Consider the following 17,624-nt stretch of genomic DNA (forward strand, 5'->3'; position numbering starts at 1 on the left):
TCAACGGTTACAAAGTAACGCATTTCTTTTTAACTGAAACGCCGGCAAAACTGTTTTAATATGTATTTTTGCCAACCATAATTACGGAGTAGAATTTGCTCCAAATGTAATAGAACTCGGATGCTACCCGTTTTTTATGAAAAATTTTGTCAATGAAGAAAGTTTATTTTGATAGTGCGGCAACTACGCAACTTAGAAGTGAAGTAATCACTTGTATTACTGAAGTTTTAAAAACTGAATATGGAAATCCCTCATCTACACATTCTTACGGTAGGTCTTCCAAATCATTACTTGAAAACGCCAGAAAGGATGTTGCAAAGATATTAAATGTAAGCGCAAGTGAAATTATTTTCACTTCTGGAGGCACTGAGGCTGATAATCTCATACTTATTAGCGCAGTTCGCGACTTGGGCGTAAAGCGTATTATTTCGAGTAAAATAGAGCATCATGCTGTGTTGCATACTTTAGAATTCCTTCAAAAAGAATACAATATTCAAGTAGATTTTGTAAAACTGAATGATTGTGGACACGTGGACCATGAAAATTTGGAAAGTTTATTGTCAGCTACTTCGGAAAAAACATTAGTAAGCTTGATGCACGTGAACAATGAAGTGGGTAATGTATTAGATATAAAGGGAACGGCGTTGCTTTGTAAAAAATATAAAGCACTATTCCATAGTGATACAGTTCAGTCCGTCGGCCATTTTGAACTTGATTTCAAGGAAATACCTATAGATTTTGCAGCTGCTGCGGGACATAAATTCCATGGGCCAAAGGGAGCGGGATTTGCTTTTATACGTAAGAATTCTGGGCTTCGGTCTCTAATTCATGGCGGAGAACAGGAAAGAGGTCTCCGTGCTGGAACTGAAGCTGTTTACGCAATAGCGGGGATGGTAGAAGCTTTAAAATTATCCTATCAAAATCTTGAAAACGAAAGAAAATATATAACTGAGCTGAAAAGTTATTTCAAGGAACAGCTTTCCAAAAATATTCTAGGTGTGAAATTTAACGGCAGCTGTGGTGATAATACAAGCAGCACGTATACCTTATTAAATGTTTGTTTGCCTATTTCTCCAGAAAAAGCAACGTTACTTTTGTTTCAATTGGATTTAAAGGGTATTGCCTGTTCTAAAGGTAGTGCTTGCCAGAGTGGGGCTGAAGGAGGTTCGCATGTTTTGAGTGCTATCCTTTCCGAAGAAGATCTTCAAAAACCATCCATTCGTTTTTCATTTTCCAGTTTCAACAAAAAGGAAGAAGTTGATTATTTGGTGGAAGTACTGAAAGAGTTTATTGGTTAGTTTCTGTATTGAGTATTCATTTTACCAACTTAGAAACTAGAACCATTAAAACCTGGAAGTAATTTTCACGTTGAAAACACGGGGCGATAAATAGTTTGGAATAGAGTATTGCACTTTGGTGTAAACGTCCCTTACAAATGTATTTGTAATAGAGTTCTGCACATCAAAAATATTGAATATCTCTGCGCCAATAGTTAGTTCCTTAAACGGTTTTAACCAACCACTTTCCCTTAGTTTTGTGTCATCCACAATTACATAACTCACGCCAAGATCGGCACGCTTGTAATCTGGCAAACGTACTTGATATTTGTACGGATCTGCATAACTGGGCGAACCACCGGGAAGACCCGTATTGTAGGTAAGGTTTAGGTACATTTTAAGAGAAGGAATAACTTTCACATAATCCTGAAAAAGCATTCCAAACTTCAAACGTTGATCTGTTGGGCGAAAGATGTAGCCTTGGTCTTCAATATTTTCCTCAGTCTTTAAATATCCGAAACTCAACCAGCTTTCAGTGCCTGGAACAAATTCACCAGCCAAACGTAAATCAAGTCCGTACGCATAGGCAACAGCATTGTTTGTGGCGCGGTAACGAATGCGGACGTTTTCTAAAGTATAAGGGTTTACATCGGTTAAATTCTTGTAATATATTTCAGAATTTAGTCGAAACGCACGGTCCCACATTTTAAAACTGTAGTCGTTTCCGAAAACAATGTGAATTGATTTCTGCGCTTTTACACCCGGACGAACTGTTCCCGAGGAATCGCGTAATTCCCTATAAAAAGGAGGTTGGTGATAAACCCCACCGGAAAGACGGAAAAGCATATCCATTTCCCAATCTGGTTTTAAGGATACCTGTGCTCTTGGGCTGAAAACAGTTTGTGTTGTACTTGTTATATCTTTTCCGCTTACGGTCCAGTTATGGGCACGAACACCTGCGTTTAGCCACAAATCACTACTGCCAAGACTTGTTTTTCTGCTCCATTGTGCGTAACCCGAAATTCGGTCTATTTGCGCATCGTTAATTGCGCGAACATTGGTATAGGGTTCAATGGGAGAAGAATATGGTTCGTAAGGTTGGTTGTTTGGTGAAAAGATAGGAGGGCGTATTGAAAATCCTGCCGAGTCAATTACTTCATACTCCTGCACACGATCACGAATATCTTCGCGTGTGTATTTAATGCCGTACTCAATATTATTTTCTTCAATATTCAAATTTCCTTTGTGTTCTAAATTCAGAATCAAGGCGTCTAAGTCATTTCTGGCGTGCGTAAGTTGTCCACCAATGCCTTCGGTAAATTCCACTTCGCCTAAATTTTCGTCACCAATACTGGTGTTTACTTGCCCCAAACGGTATTCGGCTAAAATATCATAATATTCCTGTTCTGTGGTTTGGTATAAGGAAGCAATAAATTTTGCGGTATAATTGTCTGAAACTACCCAAGTAGATTTTAGTGCGCCAAAGTAGGTGTTGTATCGGTCTTCCTCCCGGCCTTCGTAAAATACGAGTAGTGCGATTGGATCAGTAATAGTCCCAAAATTTGTTTGACGGGTTAGTGGTCTATAATTGTATTCGTTTATTGAAACATTCCCCAAAAAGCTAAGCTCAAATTTATTTGTGAATTTATAAGTAAGATAAGTTTGCGCATCGGCAAATTTTGGTCTGTAGTTAGTTTCGGTCTCTTTGGCGTTTACCAAAAGACTATTGTCGCGATAGCGAAGACCAACAATTCCAGAAAAGCGTCCATTTTTAGAAATACCTTCCACAGAACCGCTTGCGCCTAAAAGACTTAAATCTAAGGAAGCTCCAAAATCAACGGGCCGGCGATAGGTAATATCCAAAACGGAAGAAAGTTTGTCGCCATATTTTGCTTGAAATCCACCTGCGGAAAAATCAACATTGCTGGTCAGGTCACTATTTACAAAGCTTAAACCTTCCTGTTGTCCACTTCTAATAAGGAAAGGACGATATACTTCAATTTCATTTACATATACAAGATTTTCATCATAGTTTCCACCACGAACAGCATACTGTGTGCTCAACTCGTCATTCCCGTTAACCCCGGGAAGCGATTTCAGTAGGTTTTCTACACCCGCGTTTGCACCCACCATTTTTCGAATCACTTCCGGCTGAATACTAACTAGGCCCTCAATGCGTCTATTTTCCCTACCAGATATTACTACTTCGGGAATTTGCTCAACATCAATTTTTAAAACTGGGTTTAGTTCATAATCCTCGTTTGGACTTAAGTTGAAACGCAGTTTTGCAAACTTATGACCTACGTGTGAAAAGGTTACTATAACCTCTTGATTGGAAGGTATTTCCAGTAGATAATATCCGTTAAAGTCTGAAATTGTTCCAATGTCATCGTAAGTCACGTTTACTCCAGAAAGTGGCGTGTTGTTTTCGTCCAATATCACTCCTCGTATTGTAGCTTTTTGAGCAAATACAACGGTAGCGAAGAAAAAGAAAAGGAATGCAAGCGGTAGTTTAATTGTTTTCAAAAGCAAGGGTTAGGGTTGTTTTCTGAAAAATTTTGTTTCAAATGTAGCACTATTTCCAACATTATCTATAACAATAAGTTTCAAATTATTTTCAGATTCAAGATTCACATTATCATTGAAATTATATGTTAGAACGTTTTTTTTGTAATCATATTCCATCAATATAAATTTTCCGTTGATTGTTGCGCGATAGGAGCTTATACCACTTAGGTCATCAGTTATTTTTACTTCTAGAAAATTTTGGTTGCTGATCCATTTTCCCTCAGAAAAATTAACTGATTTTATTTTTGGCGGCGTGGTGTCTGCGGCAACTGTATAATCTCCAAAGGTTCTAGTTTTACCAGTTAGTTTGTCGCCATTGCGGGTAGTGGAGTTGTAATAGGGCACGCCTCTATAATTTAATCTCCCAATATAAAGTTTGTCTTTGTCAGCTTCATTATAAGCTGAAATATCTGCAGTGATTGAAATATTAGTATGGATAGGAATTACATCTTCATGAAATTTGAGGGTGTCACCTTTGGCTTCAATATTTAAATAGGTGTCTTCATATAAACTATTTGCAGAAATATATATACTGAACTTTCCTTTTGTTATGGAAGTGGCGTGATCTGCATAAATATAGTCATCGGTCTTTTCTTCTTTTTTTGGATCCAATATTTCAAGGTTTTTTCCATCAATGGGGATGGAAACCAAAATACTATTTCCTTTAAAATCGTCAACTTCAATAGTGTAAATTGAATTGAGGCTATCTGCCACTGTGACAAACCCATTTTCGTCCTCTTTAGTAATAATGCTCAACGGATTATTTTTTTCTCTGAAAAGCTTTTGAACCATACTTTTATTGGTTTCGTAATAGTTGTAATCTGTATAGCGGTTTAAATAGCGTGTTTCGGAGAAGGAGAATTTGTTAAATAATACTTCAAACTTTTCTGTGCCATTATAGGTTGTCTTTATTTTATAGGAACCGTTTTTATTTGAAGCCCCATTTTGCTGGTCATACGTAGTGATTCCAAAACCAATTTTTCCAAAAGCAGTAAGACTTTCGGATTTATAACTGCCGTCTTTTTGTTTTGTAAGCCTTAATTTTGTTCTGTTTTGGCTTTGGTTTATTTGGGCATCCTCACTTATAGGATACGCAAATAACGCACTGATTATTGGTGTTTTTGTGTCTGGAATTTCTAATCCAAAAAGAAGTGGGTTCATTGGCCGCTGGGAAGAATCGCGAATTTCAAAATGCAAATGCGGGCCGCCACTGCCACCGGTATTTCCGGAATAGGCAATTATATCTCCTTTTTTTACGGGCAAAAGTGTTTTATCTGGAAAAAGTTCCAATTCAAAAGTTTCTTTTTTGTATTGGGTGTCTTTTACATATTTTTCAATTTCGCCGGCATAACTGCGCAAGTGTCCATAAACAGTCGTGTAACCGTTTGGGTGAAGAATATAAAGAGCCTTACCATAACCATAATGCTGTACTTGTATGCGGCTAACGTAACCATCGGCTGGAGCATATACAGGAAGTCCTTCTTTTTGCTGTGTTTTTAAATCGAGGCCACTGTGAAAATGATTAGCGCGCATTTCGCCAAAATTACCCGCCAACACTAAATCAATATCTAGTGGGTTCGAAAAATAATCGGTTGGAATATCTGTCTGTGATTGTACAATACCTCCCCAAAAAAGGAGCAACATAAAAATTTTATTCATAGGGCAAAAATAAGAATACACTATAACTAAATGGAGGGAGAGGCAATTTATTGTGTGTAAAATTCAATATTAAAAAAATAATGGAAAACTATTTGCTTATTAGGTATGGTATGCTAACTTTGTGAAAGAAGTATTGAATATAAAGTTTAATGAGTAATCTTTCTGAAATAGTTGATTCTCTTGAAAATAGGATTAGCAAACTGCTCAACAGGCACGAAAAATTAAAAAAGGCTAATGCGGAATTGGAAGAAGAAGTCGCCGTTTTAAAAACGAACCAGCAAAAAATTCAAAAAGAAATTGAAATTTGGAGCGAAAAGTGCAATTCATTAAAGTTAGCAAATTCAATGCTTGGCAGCGACCAGCATAAACGAGAAACTAAACTCAAGATAAACGCTCTCATTCGGGAAATTGACCAGTGCATTACCCAACTTTCCGAATAAAAATATAACAATGGCCGAATCATTAAAAATAAAGCTATCAATTGCAGACAGGGTTTATCCCTTAACCATTAACCCCTCGCAGGAAGAGGGATTGCGGTTGGCGACCAAAAAGATAGAACAAATGATTAAGAAATTCGAGCAAAGTTATGCCGTACGTGACAAACAGGATGTATTGGCCATGTGTGCCCTCCAGTTTGCCGCCCAGGTAGAGCAAAAACAAATTGATAAATCAAGCGATACGCATGAAACAGAGGCAAAGCTTAAGGCTTTGGACCGTTTATTGCAGGAGCAATTATCATAAACGTTCTTTAAATTAAATAAGGTTACTGCCTACATTAATATTCATTTTTGGTAAACTCAACACGAATTCTTTAAAAAGGGTGAGTTGAAGTTGTAAAAGCGAGCCGTCTTTGAGCGGATACTTGATCAGCTTGTTAGCCCTAAACATTCATTTTAAGGAGTTTATTCAAAATAAATATATTGATGTAGGCTTTTTTTATACATATAATTCAACTAAAAAATGGAAATAATAATACCTGTAATAGGCGTAGTCGTTGGAATTGCGGTTAGTTTTTTTATTGCAAAAATACTGGAGCGCAACAACGCGTCCCAACTTATAATAAGAGCAAAAAAGAGCGCATCTTCAATATTAAAAGAAGCAAAATCTGAAGCTGAAACGCTCAAAAAAGATAAAATACTTCAAGCCAAAGAGAAATTTTTGGAACTAAAGTCAGAGCACGAAAAAGTTATATTGAATCGTGATAAAAAGATTACTGAAGCTGAAAAAAGAACCCGTGATAAAGAATCACAAGTATCAAGCGAGCTGGCGAAATCAAAAAAATTAAATTCAGAATTAGAGGAAAAACAAACCGATTATAGCGAAAGGATTTCTATACTGGAAAAGAAACAAAACGATGTGGATAAACTTCACCGCAGCCAGATAGAACAATTAGAAGTGATAAGTAGTCTTTCCGCAGAAGAAGCCAAAAGGCAGTTGATGGAAAGTCTTAAAGACGAAGCCAAGACCCAGGCAATGGCCTTTATTCAAACTTCTATGGAGGAGGCAAAAATGACTGCCCAGCAAGAAGCTAAAAAAATTATTATAAATACAATTCAACGTATTGGTACAGAAGAAGCGGTAGAAAACTGTGTTTCGGTCTTCAATCTTGAAAGCGATGATGTTAAAGGTAGAATAATAGGTCGCGAAGGTAGAAACATTCGGGCCATTGAAGCTGCTACAGGCGTTGAAATTATTGTTGATGATACTCCCGAAGCCATTATTCTTTCCTGCTTTGATTCGGTACGAAGGGAAATTGCACGTTTATCACTTCACAAATTAGTGACAGATGGTCGTATCCATCCAGCTCGAATTGAAGAAGTGGTTCAAAAAACAACCAAACAGATAGAAGAGGAAATTATTGAAGTTGGAAAGCGTACGGTTATTGATTTAGGAATTCACGGCCTACACCCAGAGCTTATAAAAGCTGTGGGCCGTATGAAGTATCGTTCTTCTTACGGACAAAATCTATTGCATCACTCGCGAGAGGTCGCACGACTTTGTGGGGTTATGGCAGCTGAATTGGGCTTAAATGCCAAATTAGCAAAACGCGCCGGATTGCTTCACGATATTGGAAAGGTTCCAGAAATGGAAACCGAAATGCCTCACGCACTTTTAGGAATGCAATGGGCCGAAAAGTATGGTGAAAAACCTGAAGTGTGCAATGCAATTGGTGCTCACCACGACGAGATAGAGATGACTGGTTTGCTTTCTCCAATTATTCAAGTTTGTGATGCTATAAGTGGCGCAAGACCTGGAGCAAGACGTCAAGTATTGGATTCTTACATTCAGCGTTTGAAAGATTTAGAAGATATCGCCTTCGGTTTTGGAGGGGTTAACAAAGCTTATGCAATTCAGGCCGGACGTGAACTTAGAGTGATGGTTGAAAGTGAAAAAGTGAGTGATGAAAAAGCAGCACAACTTTCTTTTGAAATCTCTCAAAAAATACAAACTGATATGACCTATCCTGGGCAAGTAAAAGTTACCGTGATACGTGAAACACGTGCGGTTAACATAGCTAAATAATTTAAACAAGTATTTTATACAAAAGCCGCAACAAATTATGTTGCGGCTTTTTATTTTACTATCAACTAACTGTTGGATGTTGCTAGTTAAAACCTATTCATCATAAATATTTTCATAACCTTTAGAAGGTTCTTCAAAAAACTTACCGGTAATGTATCTAAAATGACGATCAAGTTTGGCTATTTTCTTCATATCAGAGTCTGTTAAAGAAACATCTGCCGATTTAAAGTTTGCGATAATATGATCTTTGGTTGTAGATTTTGGAATTGCCGCACAACCTCTATGATTATGCCAAGCGATTAAGATTTGTGGCACTATGGCGCTTCGATCTCTGGCAATTTCCTTTAAAGTTTCAATGTCCATCATATTTGGTTCATCTTCAGCTTTCATAGAATCAGATCTATCTCCCGACCCAAGTGGGGAGTATGCGGTAACGTTGATGTTTTCGCTTTTGCAATAAGCGAGTAAAGAATCTTGCTGAAGCAGTGGGTGAAGCTCCACTTGGTTCATTTCAGGTTTTATAGTCGCTTTTGAAATTAAATCTTTTAATTTCTTTTCGCTGAAATTAGAAACACCTATGTGACGTGTAAGACCGTCATTTTTTGCCTTTTCCATTTGTTTCCAAGTTTCTATAATGGGTGCTTCTTCGGGAGTGAGATAATCTTCCGGTTTTTTGGGAGAGTCCACACCATTTCTAAAAGCAACTGGCCAATGGATAAGATAGAGGTCTAAATAATCAAGCTTTAATTTTTTTAAAGATTCTTCTAACGCTGGAATTACTTGTCCTTCGGCATGTGAATCGTTCCACAGTTTAGAAGTAATAAATACATCTTCACGGAATATTTCGCCTTCGGCAAAAACTTCCGCTAAAGCTTCACCTATTACATCTTCATTTCCATAGGCAGCGGCCGTGTCAATATGTCTGTATCCTGCTTGCAAGGCGTCTTTTACGGCTTGTTTTACATCGCCGCCGGTTGACTTCCAAGTACCTAGGCCAATGGCGTGCATAGTATCACCGTTACTGAATTTTAATGTTTTCATCTGTATTATATATTTGATAAAGAAGATGGAATGCCCCAATATTCATCTTCTATTGATTTATAAATTTTTAGTGGGCATTTCATAGTTTTTGAAATTTTTATTTTCAAATTACAAAACTGTCTACTTACCAAGAAGGATTTAGGAAAGTTTAGGTTTTTTTTAACCGAAGTGAAATCTTAAAAAAGATCAATTTTAATATTGTATTCAACGTTCCGAGGATATAAAAGTTGAATTAATCGAATTCTGAACCCATCAATTATTTTCTTGGATGGAAGCGATTTATAACTTCTGTGAGATGTTTGCGGTCTATGTGTGTATAGATTTCTGTAGTTGTGATACTTTCGTGCCCTAGCATTTGTTGTATGGCGCGTAGATCGGCGCCATTTTCAAGAAGATGGGTGGCGAAGGAATGACGAAACGTGTGCGGACTTATTGTTTTGCGAATACCTGCTTTTTCTGCTAAGCGTTTCACGATAGTAAATATCATTGCCCGGGTTAATTGTCTGCCGTGTTGGTTTAAAAAGAGTGTGTCTTTTGCTGTGGCATTAATTTTTTGGTGCACGCGAATTTCCTTCCTATAAATAGTAATGTACTTTTCTGTGGTTGGGCCAATGGGCACCAAACGTTGTTTATCTCCTTTTCCTGTTACCTTTATAAAACCTTCATCAAAATATAGATCTGAAATCTTTAGATACGTAAGTTCTGAAACACGGAGTCCGCAGCCATATAAAGTTTCAAGAATGGCACGGTTTCGTTCTCCTTGTTTTGAACCTAAGTCTATAGCGTTTATAAGGGAGTCAATTTCTTCAATAGCTAAAGTGTCCGGAAGCTTTCTTCCCAATTTTGGGGATTCAATTAGTTCCAAGGGGTTGGTTTTTCTGTAATCTTCAAAAATCAGGTAATTGAAAAAACCTTTTAACCCAGAAATTAGGCGACTCTGGGAACGCGGATTCACTGCTTTAGCAATTTCATAAATGAATTGTTGCAACGTCTCTTCAGAAATTTCAATTGGAGAAATCTGCATTTCATTGGTTTCCAGCCACCGCATTAGTTTCTTTACATCTAAAGAATAGTTTATAATAGAATTTTCAGAAAGGCCACGTTCCAAACGTAGGTAATTTTGATAATCCTTTAAACTCTGTTGCCACTTCATACTGCTATATTACTACTAAAAACAATAGTTAACAAAAAACTAAATATATATTAAAGCATAACATTAAAGGTATCTTTGCGTTTTAATTTTAAATAGAAAAATCACTAATTATGAAAAAATTAATTGTAGCAGTTATTACTTTATTTCTAGGAACAACCGCTTTTTCGCAGGAGATCGATCTTGGTGTGAAAGCTGGGGCAAACTTTTCGAATATTACTGACGCATCTGGACTATCGAACAAAACAGGCTTTCAGGCAGGTATATTTGGTGGTATCAAGTTTACTGATAAAGTAGGGATTCAAGCAGATTTGCTTTACTCGCAGCAGGGAGCTGAATTTGATGGCGGAGAATTTGACTTAACGTATGTAAATGTACCCATAGTGCTTAAATATTATCTTGTTCAAGGCTTGAATATTCAAGCAGGACCGCAGTTTGGTTTTATTGTGGACGATAATATAAAAACGGTATTTGGTGATATTGAGAACCAGATAGAAGCAGAAAAAACCGATGTTTCAGGTGTAGTAGGAGCTGGATATGATTTTCCATTTGGCGTAAGACTTGATGCCCGATATAATTTTGGATTAACAAATGTTTCCAAGGTAGAGGGTTCTGAAGGTAAAAACAGCGTATTTTCAATCGCTTTAGGTTATTCCTTCCTATAATAAAAAAACAATATTGATTATAAAAGCCGTTCCATTGGGACGGCTTTTTTTATTTAAAATAATGTATTAGAGTTTGTATTGAAAGTTGTTTTTCTAGCATAATGTCTAAAATTCTAATGTATAACGTTTTATAAATGTTGAATCCGAGATGATAGTTACATATAATCTAGGTTTTGTTACATAAGTGATATTTACAATTTAGAAGTTTTAATATTTTTATTGGGACAATATTGTCAACCAAATTAATCATAAAACTTTTTTATTATGAAAAAACTAATACTATTTACTGCAGTAGCATTATTTGCATTAACGTCTGTGCAATCTCAAGAATTTCGCCTTGGAGCGAAAGCTGGTTTAAATGTTGCCTCTTTAGGAGGAGATAGTTACGGAGTTGGTAGCTTAGGCTCCCGCACAAGTTTTCACGTTGGGGGTTTAGCGGAAATTCCATTAATGGGTAAATTTGCGCTTCAACCTGAATTATTATATTCTTCGGAAGGCTCTGACTGGAGTTTTGGACTAGGCGATGATAATATTAATTTGGATTATATTAGAGTTCCTGTTTTGGCAAAGTACTATATTATTGAAGGTTTAAGCGCAGAAGCAGGTCCTGTATTTGGAGTTTTGGTCAATGCAAAAAATGATGATGGCGATGATATAAAAGATAGCTTTAAAACCTTTGATGCTGCATTTGGAATTGGTGCTTCATACCGTTTAAGTATGGGTGTTTTCTTTAGCCTGAGATATAATAAAGGTCTGCTAAATGTAAATGAGGATTATGAAGATGGTGGAATTACTTATAGTTATAAAAACCAAAGTAATGTTTTCCAAGTTTCAGCAGGGTATTCTTTCTAATAATAATGGATGTAACTAATATTAAAAGCAGGGACTATGTTCCTGCTTTTTTTATGAGCTTGTTTTTTCCCAATTATTTGCGGAACATTTAATATATTTTGTATTTAAACAAAATATAATTAGCTTATTGATATATTGACGGAGTATTCTGTAATATTAACTTAAGTTTTTGTAACATTGGTTAATAACTATTGCGGGTGTTAAGACTTTGAAATGACAATATTGTCAACAATCTTTAAACATAATTTATTATGAAAAAAATATTACTTTTTGCCACTTTTGCAGCGTTCACCTTCACTACAGCAAATGCTCAAAGTGAATTTCGCATTGGATTTAAAGGAGGTGTTAATTTTTCTTCAGTTGGTGGCGATTTCACAGATAATTATGATGGAAGAACAAGCTTTCACATAGGTGGTTTGGTTGAAATTCCAATTTCTGAAAAATTTGCCATTCAGCCAGAGCTTTTATATTCCTCACAAGGTGCAAAATCAGAATATGATAATAGTTTTGGCGATAGTTTAGTTATTGGTAAAGAAAAACTGAAATTAGATTATATAAATATTCCCATTATGGCGAAATATTATATTATTAATGGACTAAGTGTTGAGGCAGGTCCGCAATTTGGGTTTTTAATTTCTGCAAAAAACGAGTATGAGGTTTCTGGCTTTAGAGGAGATGAATCTGGAGATGATGATGTAAAAGATTTTTATAATTCCCTGGATATTGCAATAGGCATTGGCGCAAGTTATCGTTTAAATAATGGTGTGTTTTTCAGTTTGAGATTCAATAAAGGAATTACGAAAGTAAATGAGGATCTTGATTATTCTGTAATTGAAGAAGGTGATCCAATTCCTGGATTTGACTATTCTTATAAACAGCACAATAACGTATTCCAAATTTCAGCTGGATATTCGTTTTAATTTAGGAATTGTATAAACTATATATTATTAAGGCTACCTGATTGAGGGTGGTCTTTTTTTTATATAAAGGAATATGATTTTATCATTGTAAAGGTTACAGGTTTATTGTTAATTTGCGTCCTTTAACCCTAAAATTTATATAAATGAAAAAATTATTACTTTTTGTTGCAGTAGCAACTTTATCCTTTACAGCAGCTCAATCACAAAATGTACGTTTTGGAGCTAAGGCTGGGGTAAACTTTTCTTCCTTAAATGGAAGCGATATTGACAATGTTGATATGCTTACAGGTCTTCATGTAGGTGCCGTAGCACGTATTGGTATTTCTGAATTATTCGCCATTCAACCTGAAATTGTTTATTCATTACAAGGATATTCTCTTGACGATGATTTAAAAGTAAACCTTAATTATATTAATTTACCAATTATGGTTGATTTCACTTTAGCGGAAGGATTTAGCCTTCAAGCAGGCCCACAAGTAGGATTTAACTTAAGCAGTAAAGTGGACTTTGATGGTGAGAAAGAAGATGCAGAGGGAGTTCAAACTGTTGATATAGGAGCTGGTTTAGGCGCTCAATATATCCTTCCTATGAATTTATTTTTCCAAGCTCGATATGTTACTGGGCTTACCTCAGTTTTTGAAGATTTTGATGGTGAAAGTTTCGATGCCAAAAATTCAGTAATTAGTCTTTCGGTTGGTTATTTCTTTAATTGAAAGAAACATTATAATACTGTAGAAAAGCGGAAGATAAAACTTCTGCTTTTTTTATTTTATATCTTTACGAAATGAAAATAATAATAATCAACGGTCCAAACCTAAACCTACTTGGCAGGCGGGAGAACAATATTTACGGAAACGAAACTTTCAACGATTTTTTTGAAAAATTACAGAAGAAGTATGCAAACCAAGAAGTTTCCTATTTTCAATCCAACATTGAAGGCGAACTGATTGATAAAATTCAGGAGGTTGGATACAAATATGATGGGGTTATTTTGAATGCCGCTGCATATACACATACTTCTGTAGGTATTGCAGATGCTGTGAAAGCAATAACCACGCCTGTAGTTGAAGTACATATTTCCAACACATTTTCAAGAGAAGATTTTAGGCATAAAAGCTATATATCACCCAATGTAAAAGGGGTAATTGTTGGTTTTGGACTGCAGAGTTACGAATTGGCTTTGCTGAGTTTTTTGAAGTAGTATTGAGTATTGAGTATTGAGTATTGAGTATTGAGTATAAAAAAACCGCAAAAATTGCGGTTTTTTTATTTTTGCCTAAAGCCTAAAGCCTAAAGCCTAAAGCCTAAACTATTATAAGTGAATTACTTCTCCATAAGCATCGGCCGTGGCTTCCATAACCGCTTCGCTCATTGTTGGGTGTGGGTGAATTGCTTTTAGTACTTCGTGTCCTGTTGTTTCAAGTTTTCTTCCTAAAACGGCTTCAGCAATCATATCGGTTACGCCGGCGCCAATCATGTGACAGCCTAGCCATTCGCCATATTTGGCATCGAAAATTACTTTTACAAATCCATCCTTTTCACCAGAAGCACTTGCTTTTCCGCTGGCAGAGAAAGGGAATTTTCCAACTTTCAATTCATAACCAGCCTCCTTGGCTTGCTTTTCAGTCATACCAACGCTTGCAATTTCTGGCGAAGCATACGTACAGCCCGGAATGTTTCCATAATCGATTGGCTCTACGTGAAGTCCTGCAATTTTTTCAACGCAAGTTATTCCTTCAGCTGAAGCAACGTGGGCTAGGGCAGGACCGGGAGTTATATCGCCAATAGCGTAATATCCGGGAATATTGGTTTGGTACCAATCGTTCACCATCACTTTTCCTTTGTCGGTTACAATACCCACATCTTCCAATCCGATGTTTTCAATATTTGTAGCAATTCCCACAGCGGAAAGTACAATTTCAGCTTCAATTGTTTCTTCGCCTTTAGCAGTTTTTACTGTGGCTTTTACTAGTTTTCCTGAAGTGTCTAATTTTTCTACAGAAGAATTAGTCATCACTTTTATTCCCGCTTTTTTGAAGGAACGCTCAAATTGTTTTGAAACGTCTTCATCTTCCAAAGGAACAAGATTGGGTAAAAATTCAACGATTGTAACGTCAGTTCCCATAGAATTATAGAAGTGTGCGAACTCAACGCCAATGGCGCCACTGCCCACTACAATCATACTTTTGGGTTGTTTTTTTAAGGTCATTGCTTCGCGGTAACCAATAACTTTTTTGCCGTCCTGTATCAGGTTTGGCAATTCACGTGAACGTGCTCCCGTTGCAATAATTATATGGTCTGCGGAATATTCCTTTCCGTCAACGTCAATTTTCTTTCCAGGTTTAATTTTTCCGAAACCATTGATAACGTCAATTTTATTTTTCTTCATTAAAAACTGAACGCCTTTACTCATTCCGTCGGCAACGCCGCGACTACGTTCAACAACTTTCCCAAAGTCTTTATCAAAATCTTTTACGATAAGGCCGTAACTGTCTGCGTGTTTAAGATAGTCAAAAACCTGCGCGCTCTTTAAAAGTGCTTTTGTAGGGATACATCCCCAGTTTAAACAAACGCCTCCAAGGCTTTCCTTTTCAATAATGGCGGTCTTTAACCCTAACTGTGAAGCCCTTATGGCAGTAACATAGCCGCCGGGACCGCTTCCTAATACTATTACGTCGTATTTACTCATTTTGTGTGTTTAAGTCTGAATTTTTAAGGTAACGAAATTACGAAATTCAAAAGGAAAAATCCCAAAACAGAAAACCCAAATTCCAAATAATGAAAAAAGCACCAAATTCCAATCTTGTTTTTGGACTGTGGTGCTTTAATTCAATTCTTGATTTTTCAAACAGATTTATTCTTTCGGAATAAAGTTTAATGCAACTCCATTAATGCAGTGTCTTTTTCCAGTGGTTTCTGGGCCATCGTTAAAAACGTGACCCAAATGTCCGCCGCAAGTAGCGCAGTGTTCTTCGGTTCTGGTATAACCTAGATTTCTGTCAGTAGAATAAGCTACATTTCCTTCAATAGCCCTATCAAAGCTTGGCCAACCTGTGCCACTATCAAATTTGTGTTTACTTTCAAAAACGTGAGTTCCGCAGCCAGCACAAAGGTAGGTTCCCACTTTGTGATTGTCATTTAAATCACTGGTAAAAGCACGCTCTGTTCCTTCGTGGCGCATCACATTATATGCTGATGGAGATAGTTGTGACTTCCATTCAGCATCAGTTTTGGTAACCTTAAAAGCTTCTTGCTTTGTATCCTTTTTCTGAGCTGGGGAATTACAGCTAAAAAGCAGAGTACTTAAAATTATAAATGCACTTAAAAATTTCATTTTAAAGCTCAATTTTTTCAATTTGCGATCCATCAGTCTGCATCACTTCCAAAATATCTCCCATTGATGGGTTTGTTTTCGCAAATTCTGCAGGAACTACAGCAATACGGAATGTTTGACCATTCAAATCAAAAGGATCTATATTAGTTAAATCGAAATTTCCCTCAATGGTGAATTGCACACTTATAAATGTGCTATTATAATTGTATTGTATAAAGTCGCCTGTTCCATCTTGATAGAATTTATTTTGAGGAAGTTGCGTCCAAATATCGGCAGGGGGCGATGTTGTATCATCCAGACCTGATAAACGATACACTAATACAACGTCGCTTTCATACACTTCAAAAGGATAATTATAAACCGATGTAAAATATTGGTTATCAGGATAGTCGCTATAACTGAAAGTGGGGCTAACCTCAAAAACGTTAGCATAAACCAATCCACCCGGCTCTCCCGGAGGTCCTGGATCTCCTTCGCAAGAGGTGAATAAAATAGTTGATGAAAGTGCTAAAAATAGAAGTATGTTTTTCATAATAGATATTTTAAATGTTTAATGAAAGTTTACAAAAGTCGTTCCAACTTTTAAAAGGCTATAAATTTAAAGGCTTCGGAAGCTATTTTATACTAAAAAAACACTAAAGTTTAAATTTTATGGAACAATAATTGAAAATTAATTTTAGAATAATTTTAATACAATAGTAAATTTATATCTCTAATTTTAACAATTCAAAAAACCATCTTCTTATGAAATTCAAAAAATCTTTAGCTATATTATTAATGGGAATATTTGTTGTTGCATGCAGCACCAATCCATTTACTGGGAAACAGACTTTAGCATTGGTTCCTAATTCGCAAATATTACCAATGGCATTTCAGCAATACAATGAGTTTTTATCTGAAAATAAAGTTGTAAAGGGAACATCCGATGCAAACATGGTAAAGAATGTAGGCCAAAAAATAGCTTCAGCCGCTGAAAGATATCTTACAGCCAACGGCTATGCGGGTTATTTAACTGATTATCGTTGGGAGTATAATCTTGTGCAAAGTCCAGATGTAAATGCTTGGTGTATGCCCGGCGGAAAGATTGTAGTTTACACTGGTATTTTACCAATAACCAAAGATGAAGCTGGTTTAGCGGCAGTTATGGGGCACGAAGTTGCTCACGCACTTGCAAATCATGGTCAGCAGCGTATGAGTGCCGGCCAATTACAACAATTGGGAGCCGTTGCAGGAAATGTTGCATTGAGTGGTAGCGCTGAAAACCAACAGATTTTTAATACAGCTTACGGCTTAGGTTCAAATTTAGGGGTTATGCTTCCTTTCAGCCGAAGTCATGAAACCGAGGCAGATCATATTGGACTAATTTTGATGGCTATAGCTGGTTATGACCCAATAGTTTCAGCAGAATTATGGCAACGTATGCAAGCACAGGAAAATGGAAGCGCGCCGCCAGAATTTTTGAGCACACACCCTTCTAGCACCACAAGAATACAAAATATTCAAGCGTGGGCTCCTGAAGCTAAAGCTGAAGCCAGAAAATTTGGTGTAACTTCATTCAAAAGATAAAATAATAGTAATAAATATTTTATTGAATATTTTTAAAATCCCACTTCAAGTGGGATTTTTTATTAGTTT

General features: G+C 36.5%; 17 protein-coding genes and 1 other RNA gene. 11 read left to right on the forward strand and 7 right to left on the reverse strand.

What is annotated here, in order from left to right:
- The first annotated feature begins 152 nt into the window (after positions 1 to 152).
- Entirely contained in the window at positions 153 to 1,298 is a 1,146-nt protein-coding gene (locus AEQU1_RS13995) for a cysteine desulfurase family protein (RefSeq protein ID WP_111882097.1), read from the forward strand.
- Positions 1,299 to 1,343: 45 nt separating this feature from the next.
- On the opposite strand, the gene AEQU1_RS14000 is transcribed toward AEQU1_RS13995, so the two are convergent.
- Positions 1,344 to 3,803: a carboxypeptidase-like regulatory domain-containing protein gene (locus tag AEQU1_RS14000; protein WP_111882222.1), complete on the reverse strand. Its 2,460-nt coding sequence runs from the start codon at positions 3,801 to 3,803 to the stop codon at positions 1,344 to 1,346.
- A 9-nt stretch (positions 3,804 to 3,812) separates the two neighbouring features.
- Positions 3,813 to 5,489 (reverse strand): M23 family metallopeptidase, encoded by a 1,677-nt coding sequence (locus AEQU1_RS14005; protein ID WP_258455304.1) that lies wholly within the window; start codon positions 5,487 to 5,489, stop codon positions 3,813 to 3,815.
- Positions 5,490 to 5,653: 164 nt separating this feature from the next.
- Here AEQU1_RS14005 and AEQU1_RS14010 point away from each other — a divergent pair, with 164 nt between their 5' ends.
- From AEQU1_RS14010 to rny, 4 genes are all read left to right on the forward strand, one after another.
- A complete protein-coding gene (locus AEQU1_RS14010; RefSeq protein WP_111882100.1) occupies positions 5,654 to 5,944 on the forward strand; it encodes a hypothetical protein in 291 nt (96 codons plus the stop codon).
- Between the two features lie 10 nt (positions 5,945 to 5,954).
- Positions 5,955 to 6,245 (forward strand): cell division protein ZapA, encoded by a 291-nt coding sequence (locus AEQU1_RS14015; protein ID WP_111882102.1) that lies wholly within the window; start codon positions 5,955 to 5,957, stop codon positions 6,243 to 6,245.
- Positions 6,246 to 6,299: 54 nt separating this feature from the next.
- Positions 6,300 to 6,408, forward strand: a non-coding RNA gene (ssrS, locus tag AEQU1_RS14020) — 6S RNA.
- A 56-nt stretch (positions 6,409 to 6,464) separates the two neighbouring features.
- Positions 6,465 to 8,027 (forward strand): ribonuclease Y, encoded by a 1,563-nt coding sequence (gene rny / locus AEQU1_RS14025; RefSeq protein ID WP_111882103.1) that lies wholly within the window; start codon positions 6,465 to 6,467, stop codon positions 8,025 to 8,027.
- 93 nt (positions 8,028 to 8,120) lie between these two features.
- Here the strand turns inward: rny and AEQU1_RS14030 are convergent, their stop codons facing one another.
- Together AEQU1_RS14030 and xerD are read right to left on the reverse strand one after the other, a co-directional pair.
- Complete coding sequence (locus AEQU1_RS14030) at positions 8,121 to 9,068, reverse strand: aldo/keto reductase (RefSeq protein WP_111882105.1); 948 nt, start codon at positions 9,066 to 9,068, stop codon at positions 8,121 to 8,123.
- Positions 9,069 to 9,324: 256 nt separating this feature from the next.
- On the reverse strand, positions 9,325 to 10,221 hold the full coding sequence (gene xerD, locus AEQU1_RS14035) for a site-specific tyrosine recombinase XerD (protein ID WP_111882106.1): 897 nt from the start codon (positions 10,219 to 10,221) through the stop codon (positions 9,325 to 9,327).
- A 110-nt stretch (positions 10,222 to 10,331) separates the two neighbouring features.
- Here xerD and AEQU1_RS14040 point away from each other — a divergent pair, with 110 nt between their 5' ends.
- The 5 genes from AEQU1_RS14040 (at position 10,332) to aroQ (ending at position 13,856) form a co-directional block, all read left to right on the forward strand.
- Positions 10,332 to 10,883: a porin family protein gene (locus AEQU1_RS14040; protein WP_111882108.1), complete on the forward strand. Its 552-nt coding sequence runs from the start codon at positions 10,332 to 10,334 to the stop codon at positions 10,881 to 10,883.
- A 264-nt stretch (positions 10,884 to 11,147) separates the two neighbouring features.
- A complete protein-coding gene (locus AEQU1_RS14045; RefSeq protein ID WP_111882110.1) occupies positions 11,148 to 11,735 on the forward strand; it encodes a porin family protein in 588 nt (195 codons plus the stop codon).
- Positions 11,736 to 11,986: 251 nt separating this feature from the next.
- Positions 11,987 to 12,655: a porin family protein gene (locus AEQU1_RS14050; protein ID WP_111882111.1), complete on the forward strand. Its 669-nt coding sequence runs from the start codon at positions 11,987 to 11,989 to the stop codon at positions 12,653 to 12,655.
- Positions 12,656 to 12,798: 143 nt separating this feature from the next.
- Entirely contained in the window at positions 12,799 to 13,368 is a 570-nt protein-coding gene (locus tag AEQU1_RS14055) for a porin family protein (RefSeq protein WP_111882113.1), read from the forward strand.
- Between the two features lie 71 nt (positions 13,369 to 13,439).
- Positions 13,440 to 13,856: a type II 3-dehydroquinate dehydratase gene (gene aroQ / locus AEQU1_RS14060; protein ID WP_111882115.1), complete on the forward strand. Its 417-nt coding sequence runs from the start codon at positions 13,440 to 13,442 to the stop codon at positions 13,854 to 13,856.
- 111 nt (positions 13,857 to 13,967) lie between these two features.
- On the opposite strand, the gene lpdA is transcribed toward aroQ, so the two are convergent.
- The 3 genes from lpdA to AEQU1_RS14075 form a co-directional block, all read right to left on the reverse strand.
- The gene (lpdA, locus tag AEQU1_RS14065) at positions 13,968 to 15,344 is read right to left on the reverse strand and encodes a dihydrolipoyl dehydrogenase (protein WP_111882116.1); all 1,377 of its coding nucleotides are present in this window, start codon (positions 15,342 to 15,344) and stop codon (positions 13,968 to 13,970) included.
- Between the two features lie 165 nt (positions 15,345 to 15,509).
- On the reverse strand, positions 15,510 to 15,989 hold the full coding sequence (gene msrB, locus AEQU1_RS14070) for a peptide-methionine (R)-S-oxide reductase MsrB (RefSeq protein ID WP_111882223.1): 480 nt from the start codon (positions 15,987 to 15,989) through the stop codon (positions 15,510 to 15,512).
- Between the two features lies 1 nt (position 15,990).
- On the reverse strand, positions 15,991 to 16,521 hold the full coding sequence (locus AEQU1_RS14075; protein WP_111882118.1) for a hypothetical protein: 531 nt from the start codon (positions 16,519 to 16,521) through the stop codon (positions 15,991 to 15,993).
- A 212-nt stretch (positions 16,522 to 16,733) separates the two neighbouring features.
- On the opposite strand from AEQU1_RS14075, the gene AEQU1_RS14080 reads away from it, so the two are divergent.
- Entirely contained in the window at positions 16,734 to 17,555 is an 822-nt protein-coding gene (locus AEQU1_RS14080; RefSeq protein WP_111882119.1) for a M48 family metallopeptidase, read from the forward strand.
- The last annotated feature ends 69 nt before the right edge of the window (positions 17,556 to 17,624 follow it).

It is taken from the genome of Aequorivita sp. CIP111184, assembly GCF_900489465.1.
Classification (GTDB): domain Bacteria; phylum Bacteroidota; class Bacteroidia; order Flavobacteriales; family Flavobacteriaceae; genus Aequorivita.